Consider the following 15,937-nt stretch of genomic DNA (forward strand, 5'->3'; position numbering starts at 1 on the left):
ACAGAAATTTTTGCCTGACGAAAGCCAAAATCGTTACACTGGCCTTAGTTGCTTTATCAAAGGGATCTCTCGCGCTTTATGAATACCACTTGCTCGGTTGCGGTGCCCGTCCCGCTGCGTCGTCATTTTGATTACTTATTTCCCTCTTTAGGCTCGCTGACAGCGGGTTGTCGAGTGAAAGTATCATTTCGAAACCGAGAGAAAATTGGTCTCGTTATCAACTGTCATCAGCATCCTGATATTCCTCTGGAAAAGCTCAAGCCCGTACTAGAAGTTATTGATGAGCAAGCCATCGTGCCTGCATCACTATTAGCCATATTACAATGGGCCAGCGAGTACTATCACCACCCTATCGGCGATGTTATCGCCCATGCGCTACCTAGCTTGCTGCGAGCTGGCGAGCCCGACCAGCTTAAAACAGAAAAAGTTTGGCAATTAACCGCCTGCGGCAATGAGTTTGAGCTAAGTAGCTTAAAGCGGGCAGTGAAACAGCTAAAGTGCATGACTTTATTACAGCAACAATCACTGAGTCAGCAACAATTAAATGAACATGACATCAGTTCAGCGATCACTGCGGCTTTGGCAAAAAAAGGATTAATAAGCAGCCAACAAAAGGTGAGCCAGTATCAACTCAATTGGCAAGATGAATTCGCCTTACTGCAAACGAAACCAGAGCTCAATACCGAGCAAGCAATCGCGGTGGCCGCTGTCACTCAAGCAACGGCAGGCTTTGCCGCGTACTTGTTAGAGGGCGTCACAGGCAGCGGCAAAACCGAAGTGTACTTAAACATGATTGAACCCGTTCTCGCCAAAGGACAACAAGTACTTATTTTAGTGCCTGAAATAGGCCTGACGCCGCAAACGCTGACCAGATTCAAGCAAAGGTTTAATGTTCCTATCTTCCAAGTGCATTCTGAATTAACCGACAGGCAGCGACTGGACACTTGGTTACATGCTAGAGCTGGCAGCGCAGCTATCGTTATCGGTACTCGAAGCGCCATTTTCACCCCGTTTAAACAGCTCGGCATGATCATCATAGATGAGGAGCATGACAGCTCTTTCAAGCAACAAGATATGTTTCGCTACCACGGCAGGGATCTCGCCATCATGACGGCCTTACGCCGTAAGATTCCTATTGTATTAGGGTCGGCCACCCCGTCCCTTGAGAGCCTAAATAATGTAGCAAGCGGAAAATACCATCACCTGACGTTAAAACAGCGAGCAGGTAACGCACAAATGGCCAAACACTATTTACAAGACACCAAAAATGTTCGCTTGAATGCCAGCTTATCGCCCCAGCTTATTGATTTGATGCAGCAGCACTTGCAAAAAGGCAACCAAGTGATGCTGTTTTTGAATCGGCGCGGTTATGCCCCCGCGCTCATGTGTCATGAATGTGGTTGGTTAGCCCAATGTCAACGCTGTGATGCGTACTACACTTGGCACCAAGGTGAAAATCGCATGATTTGTCACCATTGTAATAGCCAACGTCCTATTCCACATCAATGTGAAAATTGTGGCTCAACTCAATTGATTGGTGCGGGGGTAGGCACAGAGCAACTAGAAACCAGCCTTAACGAACTCTTTCCACAATATAAAACGATTCGGATCGACCGCGACAGCACCCGTAAAAAAGGCAGTTTAGAAAACTACCTAAGCGCCATCCAAAATCTTGAATATCGCATCTTAATTGGGACACAAATGTTGGCCAAAGGGCACCACTTCCCCGATGTGACCTTAGTGGGTATTTTAGATGTGGATAGCGCATTATTTAGCAGCGATTTTCGCGCAGCAGAAAAATTAGCCCAGTTATTCACACAAGTAGCCGGTCGTGCAGGTCGCGCCAGCAAACCGGGCCAAGTGGTATTACAAAGCCATCACCCAGAACATTATTTGCTACAAGATTTAGTTAACAACGGCTACCAACACTTTGCCAGCAGTGCCTTACATGAGCGCCAAGAAGCCCTGCTGCCGCCTTTTACTTTTCAGGCACTCTTTCGTGCCGAGGCCACTTATGCCAACTTACCGCAAACATTCTTGCAACAGTGTCAAAGTGTGCTGTCAGATTACGCGTTAGCGCACCCGCAGATTGAAGTCATCGGGCCCATGCCAGCAATCATGGAGCGCAGAGCGGGTAAATATCGCTTACAACTACTGATACAAGCGCCAAGCCGAGCATTAATCAGTGGAATTTTAAGCTCATGTTTACCGGCCATTGAGCAACTAAAAGACAGCGCTAAAGTGCGTTGGTCGGTCGATATCGACCCTACTGACTTTATTTAAAAACATCCTCGCCCATTTGTTGAATGAACAGCTTGGCTTTTTGTAACATTTAAGTATTTGCTGTTGTGACGTCTGGGCACAAGTCGGAGCGAATAAACTCCGTTTGTTGGCCTTGCTTACTGATAGTGCCAGCAACTCTAAACTGGCCTTGCTCGCCACGAGCCCGGGCCACTATGGTGTATCCTTCAAATTCTACTTGCTCACATACATCAGTTGTATGCACGGTCTGCAACGTAAATAAGCCCTTTAACCATTTTGTAATCACTTGATAATTCCTTTATTTCACAACCCACTGCACACTATCTCACTGGGCTCACACAACTAACACAATAAGCGGAACCGACACCTGCGCGACCTCCACTTGATAGACCTACACTGATGAGCTCGAACACAAAACCTCGCTTTAACCGCCTCAACTTCGCAAGATTTATCCGTCCTGTGTGCAACCTGACAAGATAGGCGTGTATCGTCTCTGGTTTTCAATGACCATAAACTGTAAAATCCTATCTCTATTCTATTAAGTCACAGATATTTTCGGCGGTTACTCTGAATGAAAGCGCAACTTCAACAATTATTGCAACAAACAGTAGACACATTAAAGCAAAAGGACATCTTGCCAGCAGATGCTGAACCTCGCATTCAAGTAGACCGAACCAAAGATAAAGCCCACGGTGACTTAGCCACAAACTTAGCATTAGTTAGCTCGAAACTGGCAGGGCAAAACCCTCGTCAGTTAGCGCAAACTATCATAGACAACTTACCAAGCTCTTCCTTGGTCACCAAGGTTGATATCGCGGGACCTGGCTTTATTAACTTTTTCCTTAACCCTAACTGGTTAGCCCAGCAAGTAGAAAACGCGCTAGATGACAAGCAGCTAGGCGTCAGCACAGTCGCGCAGCCACAAACCATCGTGGTGGACTACTCATCGCCTAACCTTGCCAAAGAAATGCACGTGGGCCATCTGCGCTCTTCAATTATTGGCGACGCCGTTACCCGTACTTTGGAGTTTTTAGGCCACAAGCTTGTTCGCCAAAATCACGTTGGTGACTGGGGCACTCAATTTGGCATGCTATTAGCCTACATGGAAGAGCTGCAGCAAAAAGGCGAAGCCATCGATTCAAACTTATCTAACTTAGAGTTATTTTATCGTGCTGCTAAAGGCCGCTTTGATGAATCTGAAGCGTTCGCGACAAGGGCCCGTAATCTGGTCGTTGAATTGCAAAGTGGCGATGAGCACTGCAACAAGCTGTGGCAAGAGTTTAATGAAACCAGCTTATCCCACTGCCAAGAAACCTACGACCGCCTAGGCGTTAGCTTAACTCGTCAAGACGTCCGTGGAGAAAGCGCGTACAACGATGACCTTGGGCAAGTAGTGGTAGATCTCGATAGCAAAGGCTTATTACAAGAAGATCAGGGGGCCAAATGTGTCTTCCTTGATGAATTCAAAAATAAAGACGGTGAGCCACTGCCCGTTATTGTGCAGAAAAAAGATGGCGGTTTCTTATACGCAACCTCTGACTTAGCCGCTATCCGCTATCGTCAATCAAGTTTAAACGCTGACCGCGTTTTATACTTTGTCGATGCCCGCCAAGGCCTTCACTTTCAACAAGTCTTTACCGTTGCCCGAAATGCTGGATTTGTTGAAGCCTCCACCAGCCTTGAGCATATGCCATTTGGCACGGTAATGGGTGAAGATGGCAAACCTTTTAAAACGCGCTCTGGTGGCGTGGCAAAATTAGCCGACCTGCTGACAGAAGCAGAAAGCCGCGCTTATGATTTAGTAAAAGCCAAAAACCCAGACATGGATGAAGCACAACTCAGAGACATAGCTTCCGTGGTAGGTATTGCATCGGTAAAATATGCTGACTTATCAAAGAACCGCACCAGTGACTACATGTTCAGCTTTGACCAAATGCTGAGCTTCGAAGGCAATACCGCCCCTTACTTGCTTTACGCCTACACACGTGTGGCCAGCGTATTTAACAAAGCAGGCATAGATGCTAATAGTTTAACCGGCGAACTGACACTAGACCACGAGAAAGAAGTCGACTTGGCCACCAAACTGGTGCAATTTAATGAAGTAATAGAGAGTGTGGCAAGGCTGGGCTATCCACACTTATTATGTGCATACCTGTATGAACTGGCGGGGTTATTTTCAAGCTTCTACGAAGCCTGCCCAATCCTAAAAGCAGCATCAGAAGAACAAAAGAACAGCCGTTTGAAACTGGCAAGCCTCACTGCGAAGACACTGAAACAAGGCTTGCAGCTACTTGGCATTAATACTTTGGAGCGCATGTAATGGCAAGGGACTACGTCCGCAATAAACCGACGAAAAAAGGCGCGAGCTCGCGCAAACGTGGTCCCGCTAAGTCAGCTCCAAAAGCCAAATTCCCTGTGGTAGCCAGTGTCGTGGCTGCTGCTGCCTTGGGAGGTTTTGGCTACTTCCTTTACACTATTAGCGGTTCGGCTGAACAAACTGAAATCGCGCAACCTACTCCCTCCTCTAACATCACAAACAGCAAGCCTAAAGAAAAGCCACTCCCTGATAAGCCAAAAGAGAAATGGGATTACATTCAGGAACTCGAAAATAAAGAAGTGGTGGTGGAAGTACCACCTGATCCACCGCCAGCCGTGCCTTACCAAATGCAGTGTGGTTCATTTCGAACCCTTGACCAAGCGGAAGCCCTCAAGGCCAACATTGCCTTTCAAGGCGTCGAAAGTATCATTCGTAAGGTAAACGGTAAAACCGGTGTTTGGTACAAGGTGATTCTGGGCCCGTATGAACGAAAGCGCATGGCAGAAAAAGAACGCCACAAGATGAAACGGGCAAATATCAACTATTGCCAAATATGGAAATGGCAAGGCCCGTTACCATAACAACCACTTACTCAAGTACAAAAGCGGCGCCATTGGCGTCGTTTTTATTTCTGTCGACGCTCGATTTAAGCATGACGACTCTGAGCTCATGCCACTAAGCGTATCGCTTCAGCTTTTAGGCGAATTTGATAACAATAAACGCCACCTAAGGGTTGAAAATCCTTGTTACCTCCCCCACCTAGTAATTATCGAGCAAGCTAATTGCATTAGTATTAAAAGGGGTTCCCGTGACAACGATAGTTTCAGTTCGCCGTGGTAATAAAGTCGTCATTGCCGGTGACGGTCAAGTTTCATTAGGCAATACCGTGATGAAAGGTAATGCCCGCAAAGTACATCGTTTGTATAACGGTCAAGTGTTAGCCGGATTTGCAGGCGGTACTGCCGATGCCTTCACTTTATTAGAGCGCTTTGAAGCCAAATTACAAGCTCATCAAGGCCACCTTGAGCGCGCAGCCGTTGAGCTAGCTAAAGACTGGCGCACAGACCGCATGTTAAGAAAATTAGAAGCTTTGTTAGCGGTTGCCGACAAAGACAAATCTTACATCATCACAGGTAATGGTGACGTGGTTCAGCCTGAACATGATCTCATTGCGATTGGCTCTGGCGGCGCATTCGCTCAATCAGCAGCGCTTGCACTCATCGAGAATACCGAGCTAGACGCAAAGACCATCGCCGAAAAGTCACTGAGCATAGCCGGTCATATTTGCGTATTTACGAATACCAACCAGACCGTTGAAGAGCTGGACTACTAAGGTCAATTGACCCACCCGATTATTAAGACAGGATCATCATTATGTCTGAAATGACACCAAGAGAAATAGTAAGTGAATTAGACGGTCATATTATTGGCCAAGATAAAGCCAAGCGTGCAGTTTCCATTGCCCTTCGCAATCGCTGGCGTCGGATGCAACTGGATGCGGAAATTCGTCAAGAAGTGACGCCAAAAAACATTCTTATGATTGGCCCAACTGGCGTCGGTAAAACTGAAATAGCGCGTCGGTTAGCAAAATTGGCTAATGCTCCTTTCATCAAGGTTGAAGCGACAAAGTTCACCGAAGTAGGCTATGTCGGTAAAGAAGTTGAAACCATCATTCGTGATTTAGCTGATGTGGCATTAAAAATCACCCGCGAACATGAGATGGAAAAAGTAAAGTTTCGCGCCGAAGAGCAAGCTGAAGAGCGTATTCTAGATGCGTTGTTACCGCCAGCTAAAAATACTTGGGGTGATGATGAGCCGCCAAGAGAAGACAGCAATACCCGTCAAATTTTCCGTAAGAAGTTACGTGAAGGCAAGCTTGACGATAAAGAAATTGAAATTGATATCGCGGCGCCACAAGTAGGCGTTGAAATTATGGCGCCTCCAGGCATGGAAGAGATGACCAATCAGTTACAAGGCATGTTCCAGAACCTATCGGGTAACAACACCACCAAAAAGCGCAAGCTTAAAGTTAAAGAAGCGCTGAAAGCTTTGGTCGAAGAGGAAGCGGGAAAGCTGGTCAACCCTGAAGAACTCAAAGAAAAAGCGATTTATGCCGCCGAAAACAACGGCATAGTGTTTATTGATGAAATCGACAAAATTTGTAAACGCGGTGAAAGTTCAGGCCCAGACGTATCTCGTGAAGGCGTGCAGCGTGATTTACTGCCATTGGTTGAGGGCTCAACCGTGAGCACTAAGCATGGCATGGTGAAGACTGACCATATTTTATTTATCGCATCAGGTGCATTTCAGGTTGCTAAGCCTTCTGACCTTATCCCAGAGCTGCAAGGTCGTTTGCCTATTCGAGTAGAGTTAGAAGCACTTAAAGCGGATGACTTTGTACGCATTCTTACCGAGCCAAATGCTTCTCTCACGGAGCAATACATTGCCTTAATGGCAACAGAAGGCGTTAACGTAGCGTTTACCGAAGACGGTATTCGTCGCATTGCCGATGCTGCATGGCAAGTAAACGAGAAAACCGAAAATATTGGTGCTCGACGTTTACACACGGTAATGGAGCGCTTGATGGAAGAGCTATCATTCGAAGCATCAGATAAATCTGGTGAAGCCATAGTGATTGACAAAAGTTACGTCAATAAAGCCTTAGACGAGCTGGTAGAGGACGAGGATTTAAGTCGCTTTATCCTCTAGTAATAAGTAGGCCGCAATCGCGGCCTTTTTTACGCCTGCTTCAAACATCACTGTTGGCGGCTCATTAATACTTTAATGTGCTTTGCGGGAATAGCATAGGTAATGCCACTGGGGTTGCTAATCGCATTGGTTTCTTTTGACTCTTGGATAAACACTTTATTAATCACCCCAATGACAGCACCTGTGTTCGGGTTATAGAGTGGGCTACCACTGTTACCTGGGTATGCTGTCGCATCTAAATGATAAACCTGATAAGGCTTTTTTAACTGCTTTAACATTCGCGGGGAAAGTTGTTTACTACTGATCTGCGGGATCGCAATCGGTGAGATGGCCGATACAATGCCGCGGTGCGTACTGGCATATAACCCCAAGATAGTGCCAATGGGGTAGCCAGTAAAAGCGATAGACTGACCCTCTCGCACTCCTTGACCACTGATTTTTAGAGGCTTTAATTTCGCCCCTTTAATTTTAAGTAAAGCAAGGTCATGTACTCTGTCTTTTGCCAGCACACTCACATCCACCACTTTTGGCTTTTTGCCTTGGCCGACAAAAATCACCAAACGCTCTTGCTTTGCGCCATCCATTTTTGAGGGAAGCACATGGTAATTCGTCACCACCAAACTGCCGTCTCCGACCACAAATCCGGTACCGCTAAATTTAGCTCTTGGGTTCGCGCTTGGGTGATAGCTGCCCACCCCGACAATTGAAGGTTTAATGCTAGCCACCGTTTCTGGTAAACCGGCTTGTACCGGAAAGCAAAGCAGTATCCAAAGTACAACGACTAATCTCATGCCCTTCTCCTTTCGCTTAAGGCCGTCAGTTGCAGTTTAGTCGAACCAGACAAGCTTGCTGCACGAGAAAGGAATAAATCTGGTAAAAAGGCATAATGAAAAAATAATTAATCAAGCTAATGAATATGACTATATTTATATTCTATTTTTTTTAATAAACTTAACCCCTATCGCTATTTATCGTGTTTAGAATAAAAAATATTGTTGTCCCCCAACCACTTTCGGAGAGCACCATGCTAAAACAACATAAAATCACTCTGGCGGCTATCATGATCACAGGTTTAGCTGCATGTAGTACAGCAGACAAACAAGAGGCTGACACCGTGTCTTTAGAGCAAATTAGCAATCAACAATGGCAATTGGTTAAGGTTGATGAGCAAACTGTTACCGCAATGGGTGAAAAATTTCCTAGCATAATGATTCAAGACGATCTCAAGGTTAACGGTGTTGCAGGCTGTAACAACTTCTTTGGTCAGGCGGAGTTTGAAGAAGGTAACATTCGCATTGAGCAAATGGGTATGACGATGATGATGTGCCCACCGCCGCTAGACAAAATCGAACAACAAGTTAGCGCAACGTTCGCAAAATGGAGCCCAGTAACCGTCTCAGGTAACACCATGACAGTCACTGGCGAAGATCATACGTTAACCTACCAGCTTAAATAACCCTCCGTTAGCCGGCTTGGCCTCGCGCTTGCGCTGCTAGCCGATGCAACATACGCCTTAACAACAAGGGGATTGCTTCTTCTCCCCTTGTCTCTACATCTTCAGCAATTGCTAACGCCAATCGTGGCTTTGATAAACGACTTATCGCTCGCTCAATAACTTTACTTGGTCCTAATTTAAGGGCATCTTTGCTCTTTAGTTTGGCTTGCTTAATAAATACCCCATCAAATCCATGATGATATAAAAAGTGCTCCATATCATGAGCAGGCAGTAAAGTTAGCCGCTCACTGAGCATCTCCCCACTGACGAAGCTTTTAGCATGGTTAGCGTATTTTTTCCCGGCTTCATCGCCGTCGGTCAGTAAGTGCCATTCAATGCCCATATCATTGGCTACCTTCAATAAGGGTTTAACCCCGCACTGAGCAAACTCGACAATGCGAATGCCTTCGCCAGCAAAGCTGAGACCACAAACTCTGGCAAGCTCAGTCAGTAACCAAAACTCCGTTTCTCCCTCAACCATTAACCAACACCGTGCCAATAAGCTTGCCGGTCGATTAATTCGCACATGGAATGCAATACGGCGAAACTCGTCGCTGCTGTAATCCTGTTCCTCCACCTTAAACGCACTCAGGTTATCTCCACGGCGAACCAAGCGCGTCACTTGGCTTAGTGGAAAAGTAGCCAGTAAATCAGCCGAGTTCGTGGCGACTATTTTCTGCACTGGTAACTGTTCAAACAACGACCAACTGGTCAATAAATTAATCGGGTGTAAGCGGCTCTCAGGCTCTTCTAGTAAAAAGATGGGACTGCAGCCGCGGCGCAACAAGTTCGGCCCCCTAGCCCTTAAGTAAGCCCCTAACATAACCAACAAAGCGGCCTTAGTATGGCGACTGTGACCGCTCTTTAATAACTCACTTAAATTCTCAATGGCTCGAAAGGAAACAGGTTTTAACCCCATATCTCTGACCTTTCTTGGTCCACTTTGCTGGGCTAAATGGGCAAAACGAGGCGACAAGTACTGCTCAAATAAAAACTCTAATGCATTAAATGATTGCGTGAGTTCGCTTTTCAATAACGGTTGCGATGTTTGACTCACGCGCTGACAGAGCTTATTAATCAGCTGCTCTGATTGCTCCCGTAAAGAGTGATTAAGCGTGACGTCTGTCTCGCTAAGAAATGCATTATCTTGGCTAAACCGCAGTGCCGGAAAAAATGAAATTAACTGTTTGGCAAATGCGTTAGGGCTATCAAGGTTAATAACCTGGCCTCGCGAATTCAAAAATCGGCGTTCGGTGATAACTTGGCCTGAATCATTAATGCTTGCTTCAAGTTGAAAATAGATACGCTTGCATGATTTACTGCCGCCTATCCATAATGGCGAGATGGCTCGATAGCGTGCTTTTTGGTATTGCCCGGCAAAGCGCTCTTTAAGCGTAAATACTAGACTAATACGTGAGCTGGCTTGTTCTGTATCGGGGGAGGTATGAAAGTCTGCTAAACGAAACTTATAGAGTTGCTGCTGACTATTAAAAACTAAACTAATGGCATCAAATAAACTGGATTTACCCCACGCATTTTCACCTATCAATGCAAGCGAGTATGTGCAATCAAGTGAAAGCCGACGAATACCTCTAAAACCAACAACTTCAATATGTTGTAACAAGCGCTGCTCCTATCTCATCGAGTGTCTGCAGGCCTGATTGCGGGTTAGTTAACGGCGTATTTGATCACCAGCTGCATTAACTTTTCTTGCTGGGCTTTACTTGCAAGAGCTTCTTTCGCGCCGTGTTGCATCGCCATCACAGCTTCAGCTACTGAACCGCAATCGGTCACTACTAAGTTCGTTTGTTGTAAAATGCCACCATCTTGACTGAGCACCTCTATGATATTGGTGTCATCTATGTGATATTTAGACACTAGCATACAAAGATGATCATTTGGGCTTTGATCTTGGAACTCTTTCGCGGTCTGATACTGAAACACAGATACATCAGAATCAAACTTAGATTCTGATAACGAAACAGGGATCTGATTATATCCGAGGAAGCCTAAATTCATTTTCGATTATAAAAAAGTGACATAATAAAACATGTTGTCATTCTAGCCCTGGGCTGAAATCAAATTAATTAGGGATAACCCTTACAATCTTGATGGGGAGCGGAGAATCTGTGAAAAAACACTATCGCGACAGTGTGTTAGCAAGAAAGATCATTTTAGGAATGGTGCTATGTAGTTCCATCATTACCTTACTACTAACGTGTGCTCAATTGTACAAACAGTACATCAAAGACATCGATCAGCTAAGCCAATCTGAACAAATCATCCGTGAATCTATGCTCCATAGTTTGAGTGAAAGTGTCTGGGAGTACGATGACAAATTAATCAAACTCCAGCTAAAAGGCATGCTCAGCCACCCCTATATCGAACATGCAACCTTGGTATTGGCCGACGGCCAAGAATACAGTGCAGGGAAAATTAACAGCGACTTTGTCAATACCTACGAGTTTGACATCAACCACCAACAAAATGACAACCAAGCACTGCTTGGCAGTCTTTTTGTGTACGCCGATCTAACCGAAATCTACGAAGAGCTTGTTAGCTCAGCGGCCACGACCTTACTGGCAAACGCAATCAAAACCTTCGGCGTGGTGATGTTTATGCTCTTTTTGATGGACCGTCTCATAGGTCGGCACTTAATCCATACCATGGATTATTTAAAAGCTATTGAAACTGTCACAGAGCCTAAAACCCTAAGCCTTGAACGCCCTAATAATCATGTTACCGACGACATGGACGAATTGGCCGAAACTATCAATGCGATGCAACGGCGTATTTATGAAGCGCATCAGCAACTGATGACAGAGATGCAAGCTCGGGCAAAACTGCAAGAGCAGCTATTGGATCAAAACCAACAACTCGCGCAACTGGATCGTGTCTTTACCATGGGAGAAATGGCAACCTCATTAGCCCACGAGTTAAATCAACCTTTAGCCAGTATCACCGGCTTTGCAGATATCTGTAAACGTTTAATTAATCAGCCAGAAATAAACCAACCTATGGTTGAAAAAACCCTGGAAAAGGTATCCAGTGAGGCTATGCGAGCATCTGAGATTATCCGGCGTACCCGCGAATTTGTACGAAATCGAAGTCCTCAACGAGAATCCATTGAGCTACAGCCCTTGCTGATTGAATCTGTAAGTATGTTGCAAGACATGGCGAATAAAAAGCAAGTAAGCGTCAACTGTTTAGCGGCAAGTTCAGCCGTGTGGGTGGAAGTGGATAAAGTTCAGTTGCAACAGGTACTGATTAACTTAGTACGTAATGCCATTGAGGCCGTGCAAAGTAGCCAGAAAGGCAAGGTTGAACTAGCCTACCACCATGACGATTCCGAGGTCGCAATCACTGTTATTGATAATGGCCCGGGCTTATCACAGAAAGTGCTTGATAATTTGTTTCAACCCTTTATAACAACTAAAGAAAATGGCATGGGCGTGGGCTTATCCATTTGTCACAGTATTATCGAAGCCCACGGCGGACGAATGCAGGTAGAGAACCAAGATCAAGGTGGCGCCTGCTTTACCATCGTCTTGCCTAACCTAGAACAGCAATCAGGAGACGCTTAACTATGAGTCAAGACAACCCAATCATTTATATCATTGACGATGACGCCTCTATTCGCGACATGCTAGAAATGATGGTGGCCAGCGTTGGGCACGAATCTCGCTCATTTGCCGATGGCGCCAGCTTTCTTGAAGCATTTGAAGACGGTCACGGCTGTATCTTATTAGACATTCGCATGCCTGGAATGTCTGGCATGGTAGTACAAGAAAAACTTAATGAAATTAACACTATGACGCCAGTTATCTTTATTACTGGTCACGGTGATATCGCCATGGCGGTTGAGGCCATGCAAAAAGGCGCCTTTGATTTCATGGAAAAACCGTTTCGCGAATTTGAATTACTTGAAAAAATAGATAAGGCCGTCGCCCAAGATAAAGAGCAACGCAGCGATTTAACCAAGCAACATGAAATTAAAGAACGCATCGAGTCTCTCACCAAGCGTGAATTAGAGATCATGGGCTTAGTTGCAAAAGGGCACGCGAATAAGGTTATCGCCATTGACCTTAACATTGCCCAAGGCACGGTTGAAATTCATCGCTCTCGTATTATGAATAAAATGAAAGCCCGTAGCCTTGCACAACTGATGCGTATGTTAATGGTTGCAGGTGAGCTAAATGATGAAAGCTAATCTCACAGCTTTGGCAATAACGTGCTTGTTGGCAACGCCAGCAGCCATGGCCGTTGATATTACCTTATTAGGTGGCTATCAATATGGCGGTTCGTTCAAAACCAAGGTAGAAACAGATTCTGATGAAAGTGCACAATCGGTCGATGTTGAAAGCTCAGCGGCATACGCCCTGGCTATCGATTGGGACATTCAGCAATCGCAGCTATTTGGTATTTACCTCAGTCAGCAATCAACCCAACTCGAAAAGTTACCCGATGTTAATACCGATCTCGACATTAACTATCTGCACGTAACCGGTACGAAATATTTTGACTACGATAATTTCAAAACCTATGTCACCGCTGGAGTGGGTGCGACCGCATTTCGCCCCGACCAATCCGCTTACGATGACGAATACCACTTTTCAATAGGTATCGGAGGAGGCTGGGCTTATCCAATTAATGACAATATTTGGCTGCGCCTAGAGTCCCGTATTTTTAACACCTTTCTAAGCGACTCGGCTGAGTTTTACTGCTCTGGAGGCTGTCTGGTCAAGGTCGATACCGACTACTGGAGCCAACTGCAATTTAGCGCCGGTGTCACTGCGAGGTTTTAATCCCTTTGTATTATATTGGCTTAATGTCTGGCACCAGCCTAGATGGGCTAGACATCGCAATTGTCCACGCAGATTCTATGCGGTCTCACTATTGCACTACCGTGCCTATGCCTGGCGATTTAAAGTGTGCTATCGAAGCGATTTATCTCGGTCAGGCAACCAACTTGCGCCAAATCGGCGAGCTAGATCACCGCATTGCACTGCACTATGCTCAAGCAATAAATCAGACACTTAAAGCCGCTCAAGTGTCGGCCGATAACGTTAGTGCTATCGGCAGCCACGGTCAAACCGTGTATCATCAACCAGAGGGCCCCTGGCCATTTACGATGCAGCTTGGCGATGCCAATATTGTTGCCGCCCGCACCGGTATACCTGTAGCAGCAGACTTTCGTAGAATGGATATGGCTGTCGGTGGCCAAGGTGCACCTTTAGTCCCCGCGTTTCATCAAGCAATGTTTGCCGGTTGTCAGCATCGCGCGATCATCAATATCGGGGGCATCGCGAATATTACCGTGCTAAAACCGCAACAAGCGACCTTAGGTTATGACACTGGTCCAGGTAATATGTTGATGAATGAATGGATAGAAAAGCAAAAGGGCATTCAATATGACGAAAGTGGCAACTGGGCAGCGTCAGGTCGCCCCTGCGAACCACTAGTACAGGAACTGTTACTGCATCGCTATTTTGCAGCAAACCCTCCCAAAAGTACTGGCAGGGAATTATTTAACTTAACCTGGTTAACGCCTTACCTTGACCAATACCCACAGCTTAGTCCAGCAGATATTCAAGCCAGTCTACTGGAGTTAACCAGTCGTAGCATCACCCTTTCACTTGAGCAACAACAAATTGAAGCCGCTTACTTATGTGGGGGAGGCTGCCATAACCACGCTTTAGTCCGTCGTTTAAAAGCCCATAACCCTAAAGTAAGCATCGCCACAACACAGGCCCTTGGCATAGACCCTGACTACGTAGAAGCCATCGCATTTGCCTGGCTCGCAAAACAACGCGTCGGGCAAGAAGCAGCGAACTTACCGGTCGTAACAGGTGCCAATTCGGCCGTTATCTTAGGTGGCCTTTATCGCGCCAGCGCCAATAGCACCAGAAAGTAATATGTAATAGCCAGAGCATAGAGCCTGCGGCAGCAAAAAACAGCGCCGTGATGCCTTCTACGGTTAGTTGACAATCTAACCAAAGCCAACTGAACCAGCCTATAAAAGCAATTATTACGCTCTGCCACATGCAACTTCGACAACGTCCTATCTTTTTAAGAAACCACTCACCGCATTGCTGGCACGACATCACATAGCTACCTTTAAATACTTCCCGAACGCTAAAAGTCTGGTTTTATTTACGATATACTCAAACCAGTTTAACCGCATCATGCGACAAATTGTAATTCTTCTTTTTCTTCAAGGAATGAAGCTCACTATGAAAATCAATAGCAAGCTAATCATTTTACTCAGCTGCCTAGCCACGCCAAGCTACGCGGAAAAAATCTATACTTGGCAAGATGAAAATGGCGTTACCCATTTCTCACAAGATAAACCCAAAGGTAAAAGTGCAAAACTGGTAGACTTCGAGGCGCCACCACCCGTAGATGCCTTACCCGCGCCGCATAAGAGCACGGTAGCAAACTCCTCATCCAATAAGTCAGAAAACATGATTTCTGGTAACTGGATCACTCAGCCAAATATCGGCAGGCAAGCCACCCTGATTCTTAAACCAAATGGGCTATTCAGCTATAAACGGGTTCGAGATACCAAAAACAGCACTGAGCTTAGTGGTAACTGGGTGTATGAAGAAGGTTTTTTAATGCTTAAAGGACGTAATAAAATTATCATTCGACGCGGAAAAAGCTCGACTGAATCGACCTTCGAAGAAATAGATGGGCAAGTTTTGTCGTTAACGAAAGATAAGCTCAACGTTATTATTGATGATACTAGCTATTTCCTAATGCGCTTTTAGAAAACATTAAAAGCTAGCAACGAAAAAGGCCCATCAACTGATGGGCCTTTTTGTATTTGGCGTTTGGTGATGACCTACTCTCACATGGGGAAACCCCACACTACCATCGGCGCTACTGCGTTTCACTTCTGAGTTCGGCATGGGATCAGGTGGTACCACAGTGCTATTGTCACCAAACAAAAACTAAAATCTGGATTGCACTTTAAATCTGGGCGAAAAAAAGGCCATCCGTCAGGATGGCCTTTTCTCTAATTCAAAGCTTGGCGGTGACCTACTCTCACATGGGGAAACCCCACACTACCATCGGCGCTACTGCGTTTCACTTCTGAGTTCGGCATGGGATCAGGTGGGGCCACAGCGCTATGGCCGCCAAGCATAAACTTT

General features: G+C 45.8%; 16 protein-coding genes and 2 rRNA genes. 11 read left to right on the forward strand and 7 right to left on the reverse strand.

Annotated elements, in window-relative coordinates; all coding sequences use genetic code 11:
* Positions 1–78 precede the first annotated feature (78 nt).
* Positions 79–2,283, forward strand: a complete 2,205-nt coding sequence (gene priA, locus D1Z90_RS13870) for a primosomal protein N' (RefSeq protein ID WP_119911376.1) — start codon at positions 79–81, stop codon at positions 2,281–2,283.
* A 49-nt stretch (positions 2,284–2,332) separates the two neighbouring features.
* On the opposite strand, the gene D1Z90_RS13875 is transcribed toward priA, so the two are convergent.
* A complete protein-coding gene (locus D1Z90_RS13875) occupies positions 2,333–2,548 on the reverse strand; it encodes an HlyU family transcriptional regulator (RefSeq protein WP_119911377.1) in 216 nt (71 codons plus the stop codon).
* Positions 2,549–2,833: 285 nt separating this feature from the next.
* On the opposite strand from D1Z90_RS13875, the gene argS reads away from it, so the two are divergent.
* From argS to hslU, 4 genes are all read left to right on the forward strand, one after another.
* Positions 2,834–4,582, forward strand: coding sequence for an arginine--tRNA ligase (argS, locus tag D1Z90_RS13880; RefSeq protein WP_119911378.1), 1,749 nt, complete (start codon positions 2,834–2,836; stop codon positions 4,580–4,582).
* Complete coding sequence (locus tag D1Z90_RS13885) at positions 4,582–5,160, forward strand: SPOR domain-containing protein (RefSeq protein WP_119911379.1); 579 nt, start codon at positions 4,582–4,584, stop codon at positions 5,158–5,160. Before argS ends, D1Z90_RS13885 begins: the two co-directional genes overlap by 1 nt.
* A 227-nt stretch (positions 5,161–5,387) precedes the next feature.
* Entirely contained in the window at positions 5,388–5,912 is a 525-nt protein-coding gene (gene hslV / locus D1Z90_RS13890) for an ATP-dependent protease subunit HslV (protein ID WP_119911380.1), read from the forward strand.
* A gap of 41 nt (positions 5,913–5,953) precedes the next feature.
* Complete coding sequence (gene hslU / locus D1Z90_RS13895) at positions 5,954–7,288, forward strand: ATP-dependent protease ATPase subunit HslU (RefSeq protein WP_119911381.1); 1,335 nt, start codon at positions 5,954–5,956, stop codon at positions 7,286–7,288.
* 47 nt (positions 7,289–7,335) lie between these two features.
* Here the strand turns inward: hslU and D1Z90_RS13900 are convergent, their stop codons facing one another.
* Positions 7,336–8,079, reverse strand: coding sequence for a S1 family peptidase (locus tag D1Z90_RS13900; RefSeq protein ID WP_119911382.1), 744 nt, complete (start codon positions 8,077–8,079; stop codon positions 7,336–7,338).
* Between the two features lie 233 nt (positions 8,080–8,312).
* Here D1Z90_RS13900 and D1Z90_RS13905 point away from each other — a divergent pair, with 233 nt between their 5' ends.
* Positions 8,313–8,744, forward strand: a complete 432-nt coding sequence (locus D1Z90_RS13905; RefSeq protein WP_119911383.1) for an META domain-containing protein — start codon at positions 8,313–8,315, stop codon at positions 8,742–8,744.
* A gap of 7 nt (positions 8,745–8,751) precedes the next feature.
* On the opposite strand, the gene D1Z90_RS13910 is transcribed toward D1Z90_RS13905, so the two are convergent.
* Together D1Z90_RS13910 and D1Z90_RS21195 are read right to left on the reverse strand one after the other, a co-directional pair.
* Entirely contained in the window at positions 8,752–10,407 is a 1,656-nt protein-coding gene (locus D1Z90_RS13910; protein ID WP_119911384.1) for a DUF2813 domain-containing protein, read from the reverse strand.
* A gap of 44 nt (positions 10,408–10,451) precedes the next feature.
* On the reverse strand, positions 10,452–10,802 hold the full coding sequence (locus tag D1Z90_RS21195; protein ID WP_147378771.1) for a hypothetical protein: 351 nt from the start codon (positions 10,800–10,802) through the stop codon (positions 10,452–10,454).
* Between the two features lie 110 nt (positions 10,803–10,912).
* Here D1Z90_RS21195 and D1Z90_RS13920 point away from each other — a divergent pair, with 110 nt between their 5' ends.
* The 4 genes from D1Z90_RS13920 to D1Z90_RS13935 are packed head-to-tail and all read left to right on the forward strand — an operon-like array spanning position 10,913 to position 14,697.
* Positions 10,913–12,367 carry a sensor histidine kinase gene (locus tag D1Z90_RS13920; RefSeq protein WP_158587146.1) on the forward strand — a complete coding sequence of 485 codons (1,455 nt, stop codon included), beginning with the start codon at positions 10,913–10,915 and terminating at the stop codon, positions 12,365–12,367.
* Between the two features lie 2 nt (positions 12,368–12,369).
* On the forward strand, positions 12,370–12,993 hold the full coding sequence (locus D1Z90_RS13925; protein ID WP_119911387.1) for a response regulator transcription factor: 624 nt from the start codon (positions 12,370–12,372) through the stop codon (positions 12,991–12,993).
* Positions 12,980–13,588 carry an outer membrane protein gene (locus D1Z90_RS13930; protein WP_119911388.1) on the forward strand — a complete coding sequence of 203 codons (609 nt, stop codon included), beginning with the start codon at positions 12,980–12,982 and terminating at the stop codon, positions 13,586–13,588. The genes D1Z90_RS13925 and D1Z90_RS13930 overlap by 14 nt, the downstream gene beginning before the upstream one ends.
* 5 nt (positions 13,589–13,593) lie before the next feature.
* Complete coding sequence (locus D1Z90_RS13935) at positions 13,594–14,697, forward strand: anhydro-N-acetylmuramic acid kinase (protein ID WP_269777040.1); 1,104 nt, start codon at positions 13,594–13,596, stop codon at positions 14,695–14,697.
* Here the strand turns inward: D1Z90_RS13935 and D1Z90_RS22075 are convergent.
* Complete coding sequence (locus D1Z90_RS22075; RefSeq protein ID WP_119911390.1) at positions 14,648–14,887, reverse strand: DUF3624 family protein; 240 nt, start codon at positions 14,885–14,887, stop codon at positions 14,648–14,650. The genes D1Z90_RS13935 and D1Z90_RS22075 overlap by 50 nt on opposite strands.
* A 129-nt stretch (positions 14,888–15,016) precedes the next feature.
* Between D1Z90_RS22075 and D1Z90_RS13945 the strand changes: the two genes are divergently transcribed.
* Positions 15,017–15,553, forward strand: a complete 537-nt coding sequence (locus D1Z90_RS13945; protein WP_158587147.1) for a DUF4124 domain-containing protein — start codon at positions 15,017–15,019, stop codon at positions 15,551–15,553.
* Positions 15,554–15,614: 61 nt separating this feature from the next.
* Here D1Z90_RS13945 and rrf (D1Z90_RS13950) read toward each other — a convergent pair.
* A 5S ribosomal RNA gene (gene rrf, locus D1Z90_RS13950) occupies positions 15,615–15,730 on the reverse strand.
* A gap of 81 nt (positions 15,731–15,811) precedes the next feature.
* Positions 15,812–15,927: ribosomal RNA gene (gene rrf / locus D1Z90_RS13955) — 5S ribosomal RNA — on the reverse strand.
* Positions 15,928–15,937 lie beyond the last annotated feature (10 nt).

It is taken from the genome of Motilimonas pumila, from assembly GCF_003596335.1.
In the GTDB taxonomy this organism is placed as follows: domain Bacteria; phylum Pseudomonadota; class Gammaproteobacteria; order Enterobacterales; family CBDFNC01; genus Motilimonas; species Motilimonas pumila.

What these genes read in the sequence shown, in the direction of transcription:
- D1Z90_RS13925 (WP_119911387.1), top strand. Translation starts at nt 12,370, where the DNA reads ATGAGTCAAGACAACCCAATCATTTATATCATTGACGATGACGCCTCT.
- priA (WP_119911376.1), top strand. Translation starts at nt 79, where the DNA reads ATGAATACCACTTGCTCGGTTGCGGTGCCCGTCCCGCTGCGTCGTCAT.
- D1Z90_RS13930 (WP_119911388.1), top strand. Translation starts at nt 12,980, where the DNA reads ATGATGAAAGCTAATCTCACAGCTTTGGCAATAACGTGCTTGTTGGCA.
- D1Z90_RS13905 (WP_119911383.1), top strand. Translation starts at nt 8,313, where the DNA reads ATGCTAAAACAACATAAAATCACTCTGGCGGCTATCATGATCACAGGT.
- D1Z90_RS22075 (WP_119911390.1), bottom strand. Translation starts at nt 14,887, where the DNA reads ATGTCGTGCCAGCAATGCGGTGAGTGGTTTCTTAAAAAGATAGGACGT.
- argS (WP_119911378.1), top strand. Translation starts at nt 2,834, where the DNA reads ATGAAAGCGCAACTTCAACAATTATTGCAACAAACAGTAGACACATTA.
- D1Z90_RS13945 (WP_158587147.1), top strand. Translation starts at nt 15,017, where the DNA reads ATGAAAATCAATAGCAAGCTAATCATTTTACTCAGCTGCCTAGCCACG.
- D1Z90_RS13900 (WP_119911382.1), bottom strand. Translation starts at nt 8,079, where the DNA reads ATGAGATTAGTCGTTGTACTTTGGATACTGCTTTGCTTTCCGGTACAA.
- hslU (WP_119911381.1), top strand. Translation starts at nt 5,954, where the DNA reads ATGTCTGAAATGACACCAAGAGAAATAGTAAGTGAATTAGACGGTCAT.
- D1Z90_RS13885 (WP_119911379.1), top strand. Translation starts at nt 4,582, where the DNA reads ATGGCAAGGGACTACGTCCGCAATAAACCGACGAAAAAAGGCGCGAGC.
- D1Z90_RS21195 (WP_147378771.1), bottom strand. Translation starts at nt 10,802, where the DNA reads ATGAATTTAGGCTTCCTCGGATATAATCAGATCCCTGTTTCGTTATCA.